Here is a 17,771-nt window from a genome sequence, read left to right as displayed (position 1 = left end):
CCGCACGCAGGCGTCAGTCGGCCACGTCGTCGATCAGGCGGTCGAGTTCGGCCTTCAGGATCGCGCCGTGCTGGCGCAGCCAGTCGCGCTGTTCGCGCCAGTCCGGGAACAGGTTCTCCACCTGAGTCCAGAAGCGCGGCGAGTGGTTGCGCACCTTGAGGTGACACAGCTCGTGCGCCAGCACGTAGCGCAGCGCGGCCGGCGGCGCCAGCGCCAGTGCGAGGTCGAGGTTGATGCGGTCGCGGGTGTCCAGGCTGCCCCACAGGCTCTTCATCGGACGGATCTTCAGAGCGGTGGGCGCCAGCCCCAGCTGCGGCACGTAGCCGGCCAGCCAGCGCGAGACGTCGCGGCGGATCAGCGTTTCCAGGTGCGAGGCCAGCAGGCCGCGGGCGATCGGCAAGGCACGGGTATGCGGACGCGGGATCACCAGGGTCAGCCCGGTCGCGTGCGGCTCGATCTTCGGGTAGGCGCCTTCCGCCCAGTCCAGCTCGGCCAGCTCGCCGCGCAGCGGGAAACTGCACGGGTAGCCCACGCGCAGCGGCGGCAGCGGTTCCACGATCAGGTTCAGCTCGTCGAGCTTCTGCTCCAGCCAGTCGGCGTGGCTGCGCAGGAACGCGCTGACCTGGGCGGGATGGGTGCCGAGCGGGTAAGTGACCCGCGCGCCTTGCGGGGTTACCGTGAGGCGCAATCGACGGGCACGTGGATGGGCGGCCTTCAGCACCCGGATGATGCTGCCGCCCACGGTGGCCAGTTCCAGCCAGTCGCCTTCCAGATGCTGCGCCATGATCCTGCCTGCTTCTTGCCCGGGCCTGTGTGATCAACGGGGGAATCCGCCGCCCGCAAGCGGCCGGACGCCCAGTATGGCGCGCCGGGCGTCCCGGCGATATGGCTTTCTCGTTCAGCTATCGGCCGGGCGCGGCAGGCCGAACCACTCCTCCAGCTTGCCCAGCAGCCGCTCCAGTTCCAGCGTCAGCAGGGCAAAGCCGGCGTCCAGTTCGGCATGGGCGTCCTCGTGGCTGTCGCCCAGCTCGTCCATCACCACGTCGAGGAACTTCAGCTTGCGGATGACCAGGTCCTCGCCCAGCACGAAACTGATCCTCTCATCGAAGGTGAGACCGAGCATGAATACCTGCTTGCCGTTGCGCAGGTGCTCCTTGACCTCCTCGGCGTCCAGGTCCTGCCGGCGGCAGCGGGCGATCGCGCCGGTGGCGGTGGCCGGGTCGCGCAGCTCGCACTCGTCGCCCAGGGCAAGGCCGGCCGGCAGGTTGCCGTTGGCCAGCCAGTCGGTCATCAGCACGCGCGGGCCTTCCTCCGGCGCCAGCGGCACCGCCGGGAAGCTGCCCAATGCCTCGCGGACCTGGGTCAGTGCGTTCTCGGCCGACTTGCGGCTGGCGGTGTCCAGCACCAGCCAGCCGTGTTTCCTGTCGACATAGGCCGACATCCGCGAGTTGCGCACGAACGCGCGCGGCAGCAGTTCGGTGAGCAGGTCTTCCTTGATCCGCTTGCGCTCGCGGCCGCCGACCTTGCGGCCTTCTTCCTCGGCGATCTTCTGCACCCTGCGATGCAGCTCGTCGTTGATCACCGCCGCCGGCAGCAGCTTGTCCTCGCCGCCCACGGTCAGCAACGTGCAGTGCTTCACCGTGTGGGTGAGCGGCTCGCCCTCGCCGCGGCCGACCGGCGGCACGAAGCCCCGGGTGAACATTTCCAGCGGCCCGCACGGGCGCAGACGGTGCTCGGCCAGCGCTTCGTCGAGGTGGTTCAGATCGGTGGCGACGGTGGGGGAAAAGCGGAACAGCGTGAGATTGCGAAAGAACATTCGGTATCCGGATCAGGGCTGCCGGGAGGCAGGGAGTTTGGCCGTCACTCCGGCGAGAGCCGGGGTGACGGCCGGGGAGGTCAGCGGCAAACGGCGGCAACCGCCGCGGCCACCGTGTCGAGGTTGGCCTGGTTCAGCGCGGCCACGCAGATGCGCCCGCTGTCCAGCGCGTAGATCGCATGCTCGTCGCGCAGACGGTGCACCTGCGCCTTGCTGAGGCCCGAGTACGAGAACATGCCGGCCTGGCGGTTGATGAAGCCGAAGTCCGGCGCGCCGAGCGCGGCCAGTTTCTCGACAAAGCCTGCGCGCATCGCATGGATGCGCTCGCGCATGCCGCCCAGCTCGGCCTCCCAGCGCGCGCGCAGCTCGACGCTGCCGAGCACGCCGGCGACCAGCGCGGCGCCGTGGGTGGACGGGCTGGAGTAGTTGGCGCGGATGGTCTGCTTGATCTTGGACAATAGCCGCGCCGCCTCGTCGCGGTCGGCGCCGACCATCGACAGCGCGCCCACGCGCTCGCCGTAGAGCGAGAACGACTTGGAATACGAGTTGGCCACCACGAATGCCTCGATGCCCGATTCGGCCAGCAGGCGCACGCCGGCGGCGTCGGCGTCGGCACCCTGGGCGAAGCCCTGGTAGGCCATGTCCACGAACGGCAGCAGCCGGCGCTCCTTCAGCAGCGCGATCAGCTGCGCCCACTGCGCCGCATCCAGGTCCACGCCGGTGGGGTTGTGGCAGCACGCGTGCAGCAGCACCACGGTGCCTGCTTCGAGCCGACCGAGGTCTTCCAGCATGCCTGCGAAGTCCAGCCCGTGGCTGGCCGCGTCGTAGTAGCGGTAGTCGAGCAGGGCGAAGCCCGCGGTGCGGAACACCGCGTGGTGGTTGCCCCAGCTGGGGCTGCTGATGGCGATCTTCGCGCCCACCCCGGCCACCTGCTTGAGCAGGTCCGCCGCCACCCGCAGCGCGCCGCTGCCGCCGACGGTCTGCGCGGTGGCCACGCGGCCGGCGGCCAGCAGCGGCGAGTCGGCGCCGAATACCAGCCGCTGGGTCAGCTGGTTGTACGCCGGCATGCCGTCGATCGGCAGATAGCCGCGCGGCTTCGCCGCCGCGGCCAGCGCCTGCTCCACCTCGCGCACGCTCGGCAGCAGCGGGATGCGGCCCTGCTCGTCGACGTAGATGCCCACGCCGAGGTTGATCTTGCCCGGGCGCGGATCGGCCAGGTAGGTTTCGGTGAGGCCAAGGATCGGATCGCCCGGGGCCATTTCAACGGATGCAAAGAAGGACACGGCGGTTACTCGACTCAGGTAGTGGGTGGGTGGAAAGGCTCAAGCCTGCGTGGATGCGGCGTCATCCGCCGCGTCGTCGGGCCAGACCGGCGCCGCGGCGGATGACACGCCGAAGCTGAAATCGAACAGCCGGCGATCGGCCAGCTGCGAGGGCGATACGTGGCCCAGCGCGCGGAAGATGTTCTCGCTGCGCCCGGGCTGTTGCCGTTCCCATTCGGCCAACATGCGCTGCACCGCCCGGCGCTGCAGGTTGTCCTGCGAACCGCACAGGTTGCACGGAATGATCGGGAATTGCCGCTGCGCCGCGTACTCGGCGATGTCGCTTTCACGGCAGTACGCCAGTGGGCGGATCACCACGTGGCGGCCGTCGTCCGAGCGCAGCTTCGGCGGCATCGCCTTCAGCTGCGCCTGGTAGAACAGGTTGAGGAAGAACGTGGCGAGGATGTCGTCGCGGTGGTGGCCCAGCGCGATCTTGCTGATGCCGTTGGCCGCCGCCCAGGTGTACAGCGCGCCACGGCGCAGCCGTGAGCACAAGCTGCACAGGGTCTTGCCGGCGGGGATCACCCGCGTCACCGTGCTGTAGGTGTCCTGCTCGATGATGTGGAACGGCACGCCGCGCGCACTCAGGTAATCCGGCAGCACGTGCGCGGGAAAACCCGGCTGCTTCTGGTCCAGGTTCACCGCGACCAGTCCGAAGCGCACCGGCGCCTTCGCCTGCAGTTGCAGCAGCAGGTCCAGCAGGGTGTACGAATCCTTGCCGCCGGACAGGCACACCATTACCTGGTCGCCGTCCTCGATCATGCCGAAGTCGCCGATCGCCTGGCCGACCTGGCGGCGCAGGCGCCGGGCCAGCTTGTCGGCCTCGGCAAGCGGCGCATGGGGTATCTCGAGCTGGACGGACATGACGGCCGATCGGACGGAGAAGAACGCCCATTGTAGCCGTCCGGACGCCCCGCTATCGCCCCACAAACGGCGTTAAACTAGAGCGACCGTCCCAGTCGTCGCCCTTCCATGCAAGTTCAAGATCACGCCGAGATCGTCCATCTCCTGGCCGAATTGCGGATGGAACACCGCGATCTCGACGCGGCGATCGAACAGTTGGCCTCGGCGATCGGTCGCGACGAGCTGCAACTGACCCGGCTGAAGAAGCGCAAGCTGCTGCTGAAGGACAACATCGCCCGGCTCGAGAGCAAGCTGATCCCCGACCTCGACGCCTGAACGCCACACCGGACCGCCCATGACCCCGTTCGCCCCGACCCGTCTGCATGACGAATACGTCGTGCTGGAACCCTTGAGCCTCGACCACGCCGCAGCGCTGGAAGCGGCCGCCGCCGACGGCGAACTGTGGAACCTCACGGTCACCAGCGTGCCGCCGCCGGGGCAGGCGCGCGGCTATGTCGAAAAGGCGCTGCAGGGCCAGGCCGAGGGCCACATGCTGCCGTTCGCCGTGCGCGAGGCGCGCAGCGGCGAGATCGTCGGCAGCACCCGCTGCTACGAGATCGACACCGGGGTGCCGCGGCTGGCCATCGGCTACACCTGGTATGCGAAGCGCTGGCAGAAGACCCATCTCAACACGGCCTGCAAGCGCCTGCTGCTGGAGCACGCGTTCGAGACGCTGGGCTGCGCGGCGGTGGCCTTCCACACCGACGAGCTCAACGAGGATTCGCAACGCGCGATCGAACGCCTCGGCGCACAGCGCGAGGGCGTGCTGCGCGCCCACAAGCGCCGCACCGACGGCAGCCTGCGCAACACCGTCTGCTTCAGCATCCTCGCCGACGAATGGCCGCACGTGGCGAACTGGCTGGGCATGCGGCTGGACCGGCTCGCCGCGCCGTAGGGCGGGCACCGCCCGCCGCTTTCGCCGCGGCGCATCGAAAAACCGGTGGGCATTGCCCGCCCTACGAAACTTGCCGCGCAATCGTAGGAGCGCACCCTGTGCGCTCCTACAGCAACCGATTGACCAGCCGGTCCAGCCGCACGCGGTTCACCCGACGCAGCAGCCGGCGCACCTCGGCCGGGTAGCGCCGCGGGCTTTCCAGCGCACGGTCGTCGCCCAGCCGCGTGGCATGCCGGCGCAGGGCCGCCCACTCCGCCGCATGCTTCGCCTGCAGCAGGTGCGCCGGGTCACGCAGTACCAGGGCGTTCTCCAGGTCCAGCGACCACGCGCGCGGGTTGAGGTTGTGGCCGGTCAGCACGGCCACGTCGTCGTCGACGAACAGGCCTTTCAGGTGGTAGCTGTTGTCGCCGTCGCGCCACAGGTGGATGTTCAGCTGGCCGCTGTCGATCTGCCGGCGATGCGCCCGCGCGAAGCGGCGCAGGTTGTTCTCGTACAGGTACGGCAGCAGGCCGATGGTTTTGAACGGTTGCCCCGGCGGGATGTAGAAATCATTCGCGGTCTTGTCGCCGACCATGATGTCGATGCGGCAGCCGCGCCGCAGCAGCTGGCCCAGCAGCAGCCGCAGCGGCCGCGGCAGGTTGAAGTACGGCGTCAACACGATCAGTCGCTCGCGGGCGCCGCGCAGCAGCTCCAGCAGCGCCTCGTTCAGCGCGTTGTCGGTGCGGCCGAAGCCCAGCAGCGGCGTCACCGCGACCTCGCCGCCGGCCAGCGTCGCCGACGGCACCTCGTAGGCCGCCCCCTGCAGCTGCTGGCGGAATTCGCGGATCGCCGGCTGCAGTGATTTCGTGGACGGCACTCCGGCCAGATCCAGCCGCCGCACGGCATCGCTGCCGACAAAGTGGCGCTGCACGACCCCGGCCATCGCATCGGCCAGCCCGGCATGCTGCAGCAGGTGGTAGCGGTCGAGCCGGTAGCGTCCGTGCCGGACCAGGTAGACGTCGTTGAGGCTGGCGCCGCTGTACAGCACCGCGTCATCGATGATGAAACCCTTCAGGTGCAGCACGCCGAACAGCTCGCGGTTCTGCACCGGCACGCCGTGGATGTCGACGCCCGGGCCGAAGCGCGCGGCGTACTCGCGGTACATGCCCGCATTGCCTTCGCTCTTCTGCTTGCCGATCAGGCCGCGCCGCGCACGATGCCAGTCGACGAACACCGATATCTGCAACGCCGGCAGGCGCGCCTTCGCCGCGTACAGCGCATCGAGCACCTCGCGGCCGCCGTCGTCGTCCTGCAGGTACAGCGCCACGATCACGATGCGCCGGCTGGCCTGCGCGATCAGCCGCAGCAGCGTCTGGCGGAACGCGGCAGGATCCGGCAGCACGGCGATGGCGTCGGCCGGTACCGCGAAGAACGGCAGGTCGGCGTGCGTCTGCGGCCTGCGCCGGAACGGCAGCATGCGGCGCGCGAGACGGCCCGGTGCGGTGATCAGCTTGTTCATGGCGACATCGGCAGACAGCAGACCGCATCATCGCAAACCACGCACGGTACGCCTATCGCTGCTGCCTGCGGCCATACGCGATTGCACCTCGACGGCGCGGCGGTGATGGCTCGGCGCAACGCCGCCGCTCGCGTTCACGGCACCACCGCAGCGGTATCGTTTCAGCTGTCCACCCGCAGCGAACCAGAAGTGACCGCACTGCGGCTCCCGGTCACCGCACCTCGACGAACCGGACACGCGCCGGACCGGATGCGGGTATCTAGCCGTCAGGTCGCTGCCGGACATGGCGTTCCAGCCACTGGTCCTGCTCCCACAGCACGTGCAGTACCGACTCGCGCGCGCGGTAGGCATGGCTCTCGCGCGGCAGCAACACCAGGCGCGCCGGCGCGCCCAACGCCTTCAGCGCGTCGAAGTAGCGCTCGCTCTGCATCGTATGGGTGCCGGCGTTGCCGTCGTCCTGGCCGTGGATCAGCAGCAGCGGCGTTTTCATCCGCCCGGCATGCAGGAACGGCGACATGCGTTCGTAGACCTCGGGGGCCTGCCAGTAGGTGCGTTCCTCGCGCTGAAAACCGAATGGGGTCAGCGTGCGGTTGTAGGCACCGCTGCGCGCGATGCCGGCGGCAAACCAGTCGGTATGGGTCAGCAGGTTGGCGACCATGAACGCACCGTAGGAATGCCCGCCGATGGCGACCCGTCGTCGGTCGATGTAACCGAGCGCATCCACGGCATCGATCGCAGCCTTGGCGTTGGCCAGCAACTGCGGCAGATAGGTGTCGTTGGGCTCGCGCCCGCCCGTGCCGACGATCGGGAAGGCGGCCTGGTCGAGCACCGCATAGCCGCGGGTGACCCAGTACACCGGCGATTTGAAGTCGAGCCGCGTGAAGCGGTTCGGGTTGGCCGTGACCTGCGCGGCACTGCCCTTGTCCTTGTATTCGACCGGGTAGGCCCAGATCAGCAACGGCAGCTTGTCCTGGCCGCGGCGGTCGTAGCCTGCCGGCAGATACAGCACACCGCTCAATCCCACACCGTCGGCGCGCCGATAGTCGAGCAGCTGTTTGTGCACGCCGTGCAGCGATGGGTAGGGCGCACCGAAGCGGGTCAGCTGCCGTGGCGGTGCGGTCGTCGCCAGAGTGCGCAGGTAGTAGTCGGGATAATCGCCGGGTGACTCGATCCGCACCAGGGCGGTGGTGGCTGCGGTGCCGGCCAGCTCCACGATGGTTTCGGCGCGGTTGCGCAAGGCAGAACGGTACAGGCGCTGGCGCTGCCCGGTCGCCAGATCGATCCGGTCGACGAACGGGAACTGCCCCTCGGCACTGTAGCCCTCTCCGACCAGCCAGGCACGATCACCGTCCAGGCGCAGTACCGATTCACCCTGGCCATTGCGAATCATCGAAAAGCGACCCGGGTCGGCATAACGATCCTGCGCATCACGCCGGAACAGCAACCGCGGCGACGCCGGATGCACCGGAGAAAACACGTAGGTGCGGGTCTCGCGCGTGTCCCACCATTCATCGTCGACGACGGCATGGTCGTCGTCACCCCAGAGCACGCCCTTGAAACGGTTGACTGTCTTCAGCAACAGGCGCGGCGCGGCATTGAACGGTGCCGCCCAGTCATACAGCCCGTCGCGAAACGCGGCCGGGCTGGCCGGATCGCCGCGATCGAGAGCTTCGACCCAGACCAGGGTCGCCGCGGCGTCGGCGCGCCAGCCCAGGTTGCGCCGGCCTTCCCGTACCGCCATGCGCCCGCGCGGCAGGTTGTCGCTGCGCGGCGCCTGCGCCACGGTCAGCACCGGTTTGCCGTCACGATCGAGCAAGTCGTGGCGCGCAGGAAACCGGTCCAGCGGCGCGCGGCGCGAGAACGGTCGTTGCAGCGAGTCGACCAGCAGATACGACCCGTCCGGCGAGAACTGCGTGCTTCGATACATGCCCGGCCCGGCCCAGAGACTGGCCGCGCCCTGCAGCGGCACCCGCACCAGCACCGAGGTGGTCAGCGCCTCGAAGTTGGCGTCATCGACCGGGCCCGCCAGCATGTCCTGATAGGTGCGGTTCGATGCCTTGCTGCCATCGCTGACGCTGACGACCGGCCCGGCCGGGATCGCCGCCTGCGCATCGGTCAGCGCCCACGGCGACTCCGGCAGCATCCGCACCAGCAGCGCGCGACCGTCCTTGAACCAGGTGATCGGGTTGCCCAGGCTGGCATTGGCGCGCGCGTCGGTGAGCCGGCGCGCGCTGGCGCTGGCTAGATCGAGCACCCAGATCTCGACACCCTCATCGGCCGTGTGGGTAAAGGCCAGGCGAGTTTCGTCGGGCGACCAGGTGAAGTACGCCAGGCGCGCCCGCGGCGGCAACCCGCTGACCGGGACGGGCCCCGTCGCATCGACCCGCTGCAATGCCAGCCCGCGACTGTAGGCGAGCCGGACCGGGCGGTTGTCGCTGAGCGTGATGGTGTTGGCGACGTGCGTGCGCGGATCGATGCGCAGCCCGCCCAGGCGCAATTCCGGCGCGGACAGCTCGGCCAGCGGCGGATAGGCGCCCTGTTCCAGCAACACCAGGACCGTCTGACGGCTGTCGCTGATCACCTCGGGTGCCGCCGGCGCATCCGCCAGCGCCAGAATCTCCGCAGGTGGCTGCCGGTAAGTCGGCGGCGTCTGCGCCGCCACGCTTGCCGTCAGCATCGCCAATATCGGGAACAGCCATGCTCGGATCATCCGGGTCGGAACTCCTGGGTGAGTGGAAGCGGCATCATGCCAGGCGCGGCTCGCGCGGCTTCGACCGCGTCCGCCCCGACAACGCTGCGCGACAATGCAGATAGAACGCTTCGGTCAACGGCGTCTCGCGCACATTGGCCGACGACATGAACACGTACTCCTGCTCGATCACCGGCGCGAAACGGCGGATGCACACGCCGGTCCACAGCGAGCGGCGCGACAGCAGCTCGTTGACGATGGCGATGCCGATGCCCTCGGCTGCCAACGCGCAGGCCGCGCCGACGTTGTGGGTTTCCAGCCGCACATCCGGATGCACGCCGGCCTGCTGGAACGCCTGGCTGATCCGCATGCGGGTGTCGCCACCGCGATGGCCGACCAGGATGAGCGGTTCGCCGGCCAGCTCCCTGGCGCCGATGGCACGCTTGCCCGCCGACAGCGGATGCGCAGGCGGCAGCACGCAGACTGTGGGGCTGCTGATCAGCGGCCGCAGGCGGATCCCGGGATGATCCAGCGGCAACTTGCCGAAACCGCAGTCGGCGGTGCGCGTGGCGACCAGTTTCATCACGGTCGGCCGCGTGCGCGAATCGATGTTGATATGGATCTTCGGGTGTAGCGTCAGGAAGGTGGCAACCAGCTTCACCAGCGGCCCTTCGGCGAAACTCGGCGGCGCCACCACGCGCAGTTGCCCGGCATTGGTCTGGCGGATGTCCTTGGCCAGCACGTTGATCCGCTCGATGCCCTGCAGGGCCAGATCCACCTCCTCGAACAGCATCAGCGCCTGCGAGGTCGGCAGCAGCCGGCCTTTGCTGCGATGGAACAGCTTGAAGCCCAACTCGGCTTCGAACTGCGCCAGCAGCCGGCTGACCGCCGGCTGGCTAAAACCCAGGCTGCGCGCCGCCGCCGTCACCGAACCAAGCTGGATGATCTCGCGGAAGGCTTCCAGCGTCTTGATATTGTCGAGTCTCATGGCTGGGCGGTACCTGGCGGCTATGAATGGGCTGCCTGTGAACGTACACGATCGCGATGGAAGCCGGCACCGCGCTCAGTCGCCCTCGCGCAGCGGCAGCACCGGCAACAGCAACTGCGACGGATGCGCGCGATCCATGTGCACGCGGTTGTGCGCCACCCGCGCCTCGCTCCAGCGACCCGGTGCGGCATCGGTGTTCGGGTTGAGATCGAAATGCGGGTAGTTGCTGCTGGACACGTCCAGCCGGATGCGGTGCCCGGCGGCAAAACGGTTGGCCGTGGCGAAGGCTTCCACTTCGACCTCGACCACCTCGCCCGGCACCAGCAGGCGCGGCTGCTCCCACGAGTCGCGGTAGCGCAGGCGCAGGATGCCGTCGCTGAGGTTCATGGCGAAACCTTGCGGGTAGTCCGCGCTGGGCGGGTACTCGTCGATCAGCTTGATCGTGATGTCGGTGTCCACGCAGTCGGACGACACGAACAGCCGTGCGCGGATCGCCCCGGCGATCTCCACGTCCTGCGCCAGCGGCGCACTGCGGAAGCACAGCACGTCATCGCGTTCGCCGAGGTCGCGGCCGGTGCCGCTGCAGCCGAAAAAGCGGGCGTCGTCGCGCTGGTCGAACGCGCCCGGCGGCATGATCACGTCGGCCGAGGTGATGGTGCCGCCGATGGTCGGTACCGGGTCGGCCGGATCGTAGACATAGTCCAGCGCGGCAGACGGCGCTGCGGCCGGCGTCGGGTCGAGCAGGCCACTGGCGTGCAAGTGCCACGCCTGCGTGGCGGTGCCGGGCAACGGCCAGTCGTCGGCATGCAGCCAGCGCCCGCCATGCTGCAGCCGGCCGTCCGCGTTGCGCCGGCCGCTGCCGCCGCCCATCACGAAGATCGATACGCGGCCGCGCGCAAACGGGTTGTCGGCGCCGCGTCCCAGCACGTAGTCGTACCAGGCCCGGCGCAGTTCGTAGAACGAGCCGCCGAAGGCCGCGTCCAGGGTCGAGGACACGCCGAAATCGACGTCGCCGGCGAACGGCTGCGAGCGCCGGCCGTGGGTCCACGGCCCCATCACCAGATGCACCGGCCCGCGCTTGCGCCGCGACAGGCCCAGGTAGTTGTCGGTGGCGGTGCGCACGTACGGGTCATACCAGCTCGACATGTGCACCATCGGAACGTCGGCATAATCGTCGTAGTGCCGCTCGCCGCACAGCTCCACCTGTTGCCAGTAGGGGCCGAAGTCGCCGTGCTCCCATTGCTCGAACAGATAGTCCTCGTACTCCGGCGCGGCGCTGACCGGCGAGTCGCCGCGCGCCCACGGCATGCGCCGGAACCAGGCGCGGATGTCCTGCGCCTGCAGCGCCGCCTTGCGCAGTGGATCCTGTTGCGTGCGCGGGCTCAACAAGGCGTGCTTGTAGGCCCAGGTCGCCTGCTTGAGCTCGAACGCGCCACCCTGGCGAATGCCGCCGTGGTAGGCGTTGGAGAACCCGCCGGAGTCGACGAACTGTGCGGCCAGCGCCGTCGGCGCCAGGCTGCCCAGTGCGGTCTGCACATGGGCGCAGTACGACAGGCCCTGGGTCAGCACGCGGCCGTCGCTCCACGGCTGCGCCGCCAGCCACGCCAGCGTGTCGTAGCCGTCCACGGCTTCGTTGGTGTACTTGGTGAACACGCCCTGCGAGCGGTAGCGGCCGCGGCAATCCTGCATCGCCACCACGAAGCCATGGCTGGCGAACCAGCGCGCGATCTGCGGCTTGGACAACGGCTGCGGCTGCCCGGCGACGAGGTCCGACTGCGCCGTGCCGGACTTGTCGTACGGCGTGCGCTCCAGCAGGCAGGGCCAGCGCGGCGCAGCGCCTGCCTCGCGCGTCACCGGCAGGTACAGGTCGACCGCCAGTTGGACGCCGTCACGCATCGTCACCATCACGTCGGACTGCAGACTCACCGCGTGGGGACCGTCGGGAAGACCTGCCAGGGTGCGGCTACTGTCGTCCATGGATGCACATTCCATGTCGTTGCCCATCATTGCCATGTTCAATAGCCGATCCGGACGGCGACCAGCAGAAACGCCATCGCCACCGCGGACAGCACCAGGGTCAGCGGCAACATGAAACGCACCCACTGGCCGTAGGGCACCTTCGCCATCGCCAGCATCGCCAGCATCAGCCCGGAGGTGGGGCTGACCATCGCCATCAGGCCGTTGCCGAACAGGTAGGCCAGCACCACCGAGTTGCCATGCAGGCCCGACAGCTGCCCGATCGGCCACAGGATCGGAATGCTGATCGCGGCCTTGGCCGAGGTCGACGGAATCAGGACATCCAGGCCGGCCTCGGTGAACATGATCGCCAGCGACGCGATCCACGACGACTGCTCGTGGATCAGTCCGGCCATCCCGTTGACCACCGTGTCGAGGATCTGCGCCTGCTGCAGCAGCACGTGGATGGCGCCGGCCAGGCCGATCAGCAGCGCGGGCAGGATCATGCCCTTGATGCCGTCGATGAAGGCATCGGCGGTGGTGCGTGCGCCCAGGCCGCCGACTGCGGCAAGCACCGCGGTGACCGCCAGATAGAACGCGCTGAGTTCGTTGTAGTGCCAGCTCCAGGTGTGCCCCGCGTAAACCATCAGCACGACCGCCAGACCCAGCAGCAGCAACACGCCCATGTGGCGCTTGGACAGGGGCCGTGCATCGGCCACGAAATCCGCCTTGACGAAACCGCTGCGGAAGATGCTGTGCAGCAGATAGGCAATGCCGATCGTCAGGAAGATCCCCAGCACCGCCAGGCGCATGCCGAAGCCGCTGAAGATCGGCACCTGCACGATGCCCTGTGCGATCGGCAGTACCACCGGGTTGCTGACCGAGGCGATGTAGCCGATCTTGGCCGCGATCAACAGCATGGCCACTGCGTACAACCCGTTGAGTCGCAGTCGCTCGGCCATCGACAGCAGCACTGGCAACACCACCAGGTATTCCGAGATCAATCCGAGGAACGAGCTGCCCGCCGCCAACGCGCACATCAGCACCGGCGCCAGCAGGTAGATGTTGCCGTGCGAGCGGTGCACCAACTGGTCGAGCCCCGCATCCAGCGCACCGGTCTGCTTGAACACGCCGAACATGCCGCCGACGAACATCACCATGAAGATCAGTGGTGCATTGCGCACCAGGCCCAACGGGATCGACTGCAGCACCGTGATCACGCCGGCCGGACGAGCCAGCTCGTCGGCCGCGCCCAGGCCCAGCAGATGCAGCCAGTCGCTGGATTTCTCGATCACGGTGAACGTGCCCGGCACCACGCGCCCGTCGATGCGCTGGAACGCGCCTGAATCCAGCACGTAGGTCAGTACCGCACACAGCAGCAGCACGGACAGCAGCATCAGCACCGGGTGCACATCGATCGCGCGACGGCGACGGCCCGTGGGTTTGTCGTCGGTGACGGGGCTCTTGGCCATGCCGGGGGGTTCCATGGGTTTGACGAAGGCTCACGGCACCGGCGGCCGCCCGTATCGCACGGGCGGTGCCGGTACTTGCGTCAGAGGCTGATCGCCGCCTTCATGTAGATGAAGCGGCCACGCGGGTTGTAGGTGCTCATGTCGAAGTTCAGGTCGCCGCCGTTGACGTAAGACAACGGTGGATCCTTGTCGAACAGGTTCTGCACGCCGAGGGTAAAGGTCACCGGCTTGGCGGTCAGCCTGTAGGCTCCCCACACATCGTGGGTGAGCTGCGCCGGAATCCGGCCATAGCCCGGTGCCGCGCCCTCGTCGGTGTTGCCGATGTAATGCATGCTCCAGTTCGCCGCCCACGCGCCGCGCGACCAGTCCAGGCTGGTGTTGGCCTTCCAGCGCGGGAAACTTTCGCGAGCGATGTCCGACTTGCCCGCCCGCTTGACCACCCGCACCTGGCCGTTGGGCAGGGTGTCGTAGCGGTCGAATGCCGTCAGGTAGGCCGCGTTGAACATCAGGTCCAGGTTGCCTATGGCCAGTTTCGGCAGTTGGTAGCGCAACGTGGTGTCGACGCCCTTGGCTCTGAGCCGGTTGAGGTTGATCGGGCCGTCGGTGAGATTGATGATCTCGCCGCTGGTGTCGCGCCGGACCAGGTTGCAGCGCTGACCGGTGTTGGCGCACAGGTTGAGCAGGTTCTGCGAACCGAAGCTGGAGATCGCCTCCTTCAGGTCGATGTCGTACCAGTCCACCGACCAGCTCAGGCCCTTGGCGAAAGCCGGCGTGTAGACGAAGCCACTGCTGCGGTTGACCGAGCTTTCCGGCCTCAGGTCGGGGTTGCCGCCCACGGTGGAGTGGATCGAGCCGCCCGAGTAATTGGCTTGGTTGTAGCCGACCGGCACGCCCGCGCAGCCGGGTTTGCCCGCGCCGCCGCCGTTGCACGGATCATTGGCAGGCAGGTTGGTCTGGCGCAGGCCGGCGTACAGTTCATTGATCGACGGTGCGCGAAAACCCTGCGCCCAGGTGGTGCGCAACATCAGGTCGCCCCACGGCCGCCAGACCAGGCCGAACTTGCTGTTGGTGGTGCCACCGAAAGTGCTGTAGCGCGAATGGCGCGTGGCGACGGACAGTTCCAGTTGCTTCGCCATCGGCAGCTCGGCCAGCAACGGCACGTTGAACTCGACGTAGGCCTCCTTCAGGTTGTACATGCCGCGGGTGGGCAGGCGCGGAGCCGACGTGGTCTTGCGGTCGTAGGTGATGAACTGCGGCTTCTCGTTGACGTACGCGCTGGGTCGGTCGAAGCCGATTTCCTTGCGGTATTCGACGCCGGCCGCGAACGCCAGCATGCCGGCCGGCAGCGCGAACAGGTCGCCGGTGAGGTTGGCGGTGAAGTCGTGCTGCTTGGTGCCGTTGCGGTCCACGGCGTTGACGCGGATGTAGTCGGCCATCTGCGGCGTGATAGTGCCGAAGATGTCCAGCGGCACGCACGAGTTCGCCGCGCAGCGCGCATTCGGGCCCAGCGCCAGCGCCACCTTGTCCAGGTCGATCTGGTTGGCGGAAGTCCACTTCGCCTTGTTCTGCGCATAGGTATAGAACGTGTTCCACGACCAGCCGTTGCTGAAGTCGCCTTCGAAACCCGCGGCCAGGCGCATGGTGTTGACGTTTTGCGTGTTGATGCGCGGGCCCAGCTCGGTGATCATCCGCACCACTTCGAAGTTGGTGCCGCTGCCCTGGAACGGCACGCCGAACGGGTTGAACGGGTGGTCAACCGGAATTGTCATGCCGTCGCCGCCGCGGATGCGTGGGGTGGCCGCCGGGAAGCGCTGGCTCGACTCGCGGGAGTTGAACAGGCCCTCGGTCACGAAAGTGGCCGAGTCGCCCAGGTGGAAACGCAGCTGGCCGTACAGGCCTCTGCGATCGGACGGCCCGACCAGGGTGGTGTCCGGGGTCTCGTTGTAGACGTCGGTAGCCGGCACGTCCAGCCGGTAGCCGCCGGCGCCGTCCCGCACGAACGCCTTGGTACCGAAACTGCCCACCGCGATGCTGTTCTTGAAACGGCCCGCCGGCGTGTTGCGGCTCAACCCCTGCAGCGGCGCGCGCGAGAAGTCGCGATCGCCAGCGAGAATTTCCTTGCTCGAGGCGATCGTGGCCGAGACCAGTGCCGAACCCCAGTCGCCGGACTTGCCCCACAGGAGGTCCTCGTTGTGGGTGAAGCCGTCACCCTTGTCGGTACCGCCGACGTAGCTGCTCAGCTTGACGCCGTCGAAATCGCTGAAGGTGATGATGTTGACCACGCCGGCGATCGCGTCGGCGCCGTAGATCGCGGTGGCGCCATCGAGCAGCACCTCCACGCGTTCGACCGCCGCCAGCGGGATCGTGTTGAGGTCGACGAAGTCGCGGAAGCCGCGGGTACCGGCGCCGTTCACCCAGCGCCGGCCATTGACCAGTATCAGCGAGCGGTTGGCGCCCAGATTGCGCAGGTTCAGCGAACTGGTGCCATGGCTGGTACCGGCCGAGCCGGTCGAGTTGAAGCTGGAGCCCACCGAGGGCAGCTCCTGCAGCAGCTCGCCGACCGAGACCACGCCGGTCGCCTCGATCTCATTGCGCTCCATCGTGAACACCGGGTTGGCCGCTGTTTCGTCCTTGCGACGAATGCGCGAGCCGACCACGCTGACCGCTTCGAGCGTCTTCGCTTCGCTGCCGTCGCCGGCGCTGGCCGGGACGGCTTCCTGTGCCACGGCGAGCGACGGCAGGCCGTAGCCCATTCCGAGCACGCTGGCCACCGCGATGGCCATCAGGGTTCGGCGCGTGCCGCGACACATCACCACGTTGTTCGTCACTCCGTTCATAGGATTTCCCCCAAGGATTCTGCAGCGGACGATCCGCGCGCCGACCATCAAACCTGATGGGGAGTAATTCATGGGCGTCACACTTATGCAATCCTATCGTTCGACGTAATGTATTCATGCGTATTTGGTATGACACGCCCATGCCGGTGAATACGCTTGCATCCACCTCGGCCACTATGTGTTGCTAGGCTCGTCACCACGCCACGCGCAGCCTGCACCCCGCTCCGCGCCCGTTCGTTTTCGACGAGGACAACTCACATGACCGAAGCCCACGACCCCCAGCGACGACGCCTGCTGGCCGGCTTGGCCGCCTCGCCGTTGCTGCTGCTGTGCGGGGCGACCTCGGCGCCTGCGACGCTGACCCTGACCCTCACCGGACAAGCCCTGATCGCCCACGACCTGTGCGCCGAAGCCTACCCCGGGCTGGCCGACGTGATCGCGGAAATCCGGCGCGGCGACACGGCGATGACCGATCTGGAAACCGCGATCCGCACCGCCGCCTCGGGCGCACCCACGCGGGAAGGTGTGTTCCTGCACCAGGCCGGCATGGCCGAGCTGCGCTGCTTGCGCGAGATGGGTTTCGACGCCCTGGCGCTGGCCAACAACCACGCCGGCGATTTCGGCCGCGAAGGCGTGCTGGCAACGCGACAAGCCGCCCACGACGCCGGCTTCCATGTCGCCGGCAGCGGCGGCAACCTCGCCGAGGCCAGCCAAGCGACACGCTTCATGGTTGCCGGTCAGCCAGTGGCACTGGTCGCCATGGCCGCCGGCAAGATCCGCGCGGGCGCGGCCACTGCCACGCTGCCGGGTATCAACGAATTGCGGCTCGACGGCGTCAGCCCACCCAACGCCGGGGACGTGGCGCGTATTCACGCGTCCATCCGCGCCGCCGCCGGCTCGTCACGGGTGATCGCCTACCTGCACAACCACGACTGGGGCGACGACCTGCGGGTGACCCGCCCGTGGGTCCGCCGCTTCGCTGCGTCGTGCATCGACGCCGGCGCCAGCGCGTTCTTCGCGCACGGCGCACCGCTGCTGCATGGCATCGAGCTGCATCGCGGCGCACCGATCTTCTACTGCCTGGGCAGCCTGATCTTCCACTCGCGCACGCCGCCCGGCCACTACCTGCCGGAAGTCTGGGAAAGCGCTATCGCACATCTGCACTACCGCGAGGGACAGTTGCGTCAGCTCGAACTGGTGCCGGTAGTGCTCAACGAGCGGGGCGATGATGCCGCACGCCAGAACGAGACCCGCGGCCGCCCCCGGATCGCCACGGGAGAAGATGCGCAGCGCATCCTCGCCCGCCTGCAGGTGCTCAGCGGCGCGTTCGGCACCTCGCTGCGGATCGCGCGGGCACGCGGCTGGATCGAGGTGGGCTGAAACACCTCGACGGTA

Annotated in this window: 13 protein-coding genes; 3 read left to right on the top strand and 10 right to left on the bottom strand. The window is 68.1% G+C overall.

All coding sequences use genetic code 11. From position 1 onward, the window contains the following. Nucleotides 1-13: 13 nt before the first annotated feature. From R5H19_RS01025 to ttcA, 4 genes are all read right to left on the bottom strand, one after another. Entirely contained in the window at nt 14-784 is a 771-nt protein-coding gene (locus R5H19_RS01025; protein ID WP_318157112.1) for a YgjP-like metallopeptidase domain-containing protein, read from the bottom strand. 114 nt (nt 785-898) lie between these two features. After that, nucleotides 899-1,816, bottom strand: a complete 918-nt coding sequence (locus tag R5H19_RS01020) for a recombination-associated protein RdgC (RefSeq protein ID WP_318157111.1) — start codon at nt 1,814-1,816, stop codon at nt 899-901. An 80-nt stretch (nt 1,817-1,896) separates the two neighbouring features. Further along, a complete protein-coding gene (locus tag R5H19_RS01015; protein ID WP_318157110.1) occupies nt 1,897-3,099 on the bottom strand; it encodes an amino acid aminotransferase in 1,203 nt (400 codons plus the stop codon). Nucleotides 3,100-3,138: 39 nt separating this feature from the next. Further along, complete coding sequence (ttcA, locus tag R5H19_RS01010; RefSeq protein ID WP_318157109.1) at nt 3,139-4,002, bottom strand: tRNA 2-thiocytidine(32) synthetase TtcA; 864 nt, start codon at nt 4,000-4,002, stop codon at nt 3,139-3,141. A gap of 108 nt (nt 4,003-4,110) precedes the next feature. On the opposite strand from ttcA, the gene R5H19_RS01005 reads away from it, so the two are divergent. After that, the gene (locus R5H19_RS01005; RefSeq protein WP_027484175.1) at nt 4,111-4,317 is read left to right on the top strand and encodes a DUF465 domain-containing protein; all 207 of its coding nucleotides are present in this window, start codon (nt 4,111-4,113) and stop codon (nt 4,315-4,317) included. Nucleotides 4,318-4,336: 19 nt separating this feature from the next. Continuing rightward, nucleotides 4,337-4,936, top strand: a complete 600-nt coding sequence (locus tag R5H19_RS01000; protein WP_318157108.1) for a GNAT family N-acetyltransferase — start codon at nt 4,337-4,339, stop codon at nt 4,934-4,936. A gap of 106 nt (nt 4,937-5,042) precedes the next feature. Here R5H19_RS01000 and pssA read toward each other — a convergent pair whose 3' ends face one another. The 6 genes from pssA to R5H19_RS00970 all read right to left on the bottom strand — a co-directional run bounded on the left by pssA (nt 5,043) and on the right by R5H19_RS00970 (nt 16,376). Then, nucleotides 5,043-6,434 (bottom strand): CDP-diacylglycerol--serine O-phosphatidyltransferase, encoded by a 1,392-nt coding sequence (gene pssA / locus R5H19_RS00995; protein ID WP_318157107.1) that lies wholly within the window; start codon nt 6,432-6,434, stop codon nt 5,043-5,045. Between the two features lie 259 nt (nt 6,435-6,693). After that, nucleotides 6,694-9,144, bottom strand: coding sequence for a prolyl oligopeptidase family serine peptidase (locus tag R5H19_RS00990; RefSeq protein ID WP_318157106.1), 2,451 nt, complete (start codon nt 9,142-9,144; stop codon nt 6,694-6,696). 34 nt (nt 9,145-9,178) lie between these two features. Continuing rightward, the gene (locus R5H19_RS00985; protein WP_318157105.1) at nt 9,179-10,111 is read right to left on the bottom strand and encodes a LysR family transcriptional regulator; all 933 of its coding nucleotides are present in this window, start codon (nt 10,109-10,111) and stop codon (nt 9,179-9,181) included. Between the two features lie 75 nt (nt 10,112-10,186). Next, nucleotides 10,187-12,088, bottom strand: coding sequence for a CocE/NonD family hydrolase (locus R5H19_RS00980; protein WP_318157104.1), 1,902 nt, complete (start codon nt 12,086-12,088; stop codon nt 10,187-10,189). Between the two features lie 38 nt (nt 12,089-12,126). Further along, the gene (locus tag R5H19_RS00975) at nt 12,127-13,539 is read right to left on the bottom strand and encodes a hypothetical protein (RefSeq protein WP_318157103.1); all 1,413 of its coding nucleotides are present in this window, start codon (nt 13,537-13,539) and stop codon (nt 12,127-12,129) included. A gap of 80 nt (nt 13,540-13,619) precedes the next feature. Continuing rightward, nucleotides 13,620-16,376, bottom strand: coding sequence for a TonB-dependent receptor (locus R5H19_RS00970; protein WP_318157102.1), 2,757 nt, complete (start codon nt 16,374-16,376; stop codon nt 13,620-13,622). Nucleotides 16,377-16,634: 258 nt separating this feature from the next. On the opposite strand from R5H19_RS00970, the gene R5H19_RS00965 reads away from it, so the two are divergent. Then, complete coding sequence (locus tag R5H19_RS00965; RefSeq protein WP_318157101.1) at nt 16,635-17,756, top strand: CapA family protein; 1,122 nt, start codon at nt 16,635-16,637, stop codon at nt 17,754-17,756. Nucleotides 17,757-17,771 lie beyond the last annotated feature (15 nt).

Source organism: Rhodanobacter sp. KK11, assembly GCF_033345435.1.
Classification (GTDB): Bacteria; Pseudomonadota; Gammaproteobacteria; order Xanthomonadales; family Rhodanobacteraceae; genus Rhodanobacter.
The sequence above is the reverse complement of the archived record's forward strand: the minus strand, read 5'-3'. Positions and strand labels throughout refer to the sequence as shown.

What these genes read in the sequence shown, in the direction of transcription:
- R5H19_RS01025 (WP_318157112.1), bottom strand. Translation starts at nt 784, where the DNA reads ATGGCGCAGCATCTGGAAGGCGACTGGCTGGAACTGGCCACCGTGGGC.
- R5H19_RS01020 (WP_318157111.1), bottom strand. Translation starts at nt 1,816, where the DNA reads ATGTTCTTTCGCAATCTCACGCTGTTCCGCTTTTCCCCCACCGTCGCC.
- ttcA (WP_318157109.1), bottom strand. Translation starts at nt 4,002, where the DNA reads ATGTCCGTCCAGCTCGAGATACCCCATGCGCCGCTTGCCGAGGCCGAC.
- R5H19_RS01005 (WP_027484175.1), top strand. Translation starts at nt 4,111, where the DNA reads ATGCAAGTTCAAGATCACGCCGAGATCGTCCATCTCCTGGCCGAATTG.
- R5H19_RS01000 (WP_318157108.1), top strand. Translation starts at nt 4,337, where the DNA reads ATGACCCCGTTCGCCCCGACCCGTCTGCATGACGAATACGTCGTGCTG.
- pssA (WP_318157107.1), bottom strand. Translation starts at nt 6,434, where the DNA reads ATGAACAAGCTGATCACCGCACCGGGCCGTCTCGCGCGCCGCATGCTG.
- R5H19_RS00990 (WP_318157106.1), bottom strand. Translation starts at nt 9,144, where the DNA reads ATGATCCGAGCATGGCTGTTCCCGATATTGGCGATGCTGACGGCAAGC.
- R5H19_RS00985 (WP_318157105.1), bottom strand. Translation starts at nt 10,111, where the DNA reads ATGAGACTCGACAATATCAAGACGCTGGAAGCCTTCCGCGAGATCATC.
- R5H19_RS00980 (WP_318157104.1), bottom strand. Translation starts at nt 12,088, where the DNA reads ATGGACGACAGTAGCCGCACCCTGGCAGGTCTTCCCGACGGTCCCCAC.
- R5H19_RS00975 (WP_318157103.1), bottom strand. Translation starts at nt 13,539, where the DNA reads ATGGCCAAGAGCCCCGTCACCGACGACAAACCCACGGGCCGTCGCCGT.
- R5H19_RS00970 (WP_318157102.1), bottom strand. Translation starts at nt 16,376, where the DNA reads ATGAACGGAGTGACGAACAACGTGGTGATGTGTCGCGGCACGCGCCGA.
- R5H19_RS00965 (WP_318157101.1), top strand. Translation starts at nt 16,635, where the DNA reads ATGACCGAAGCCCACGACCCCCAGCGACGACGCCTGCTGGCCGGCTTG.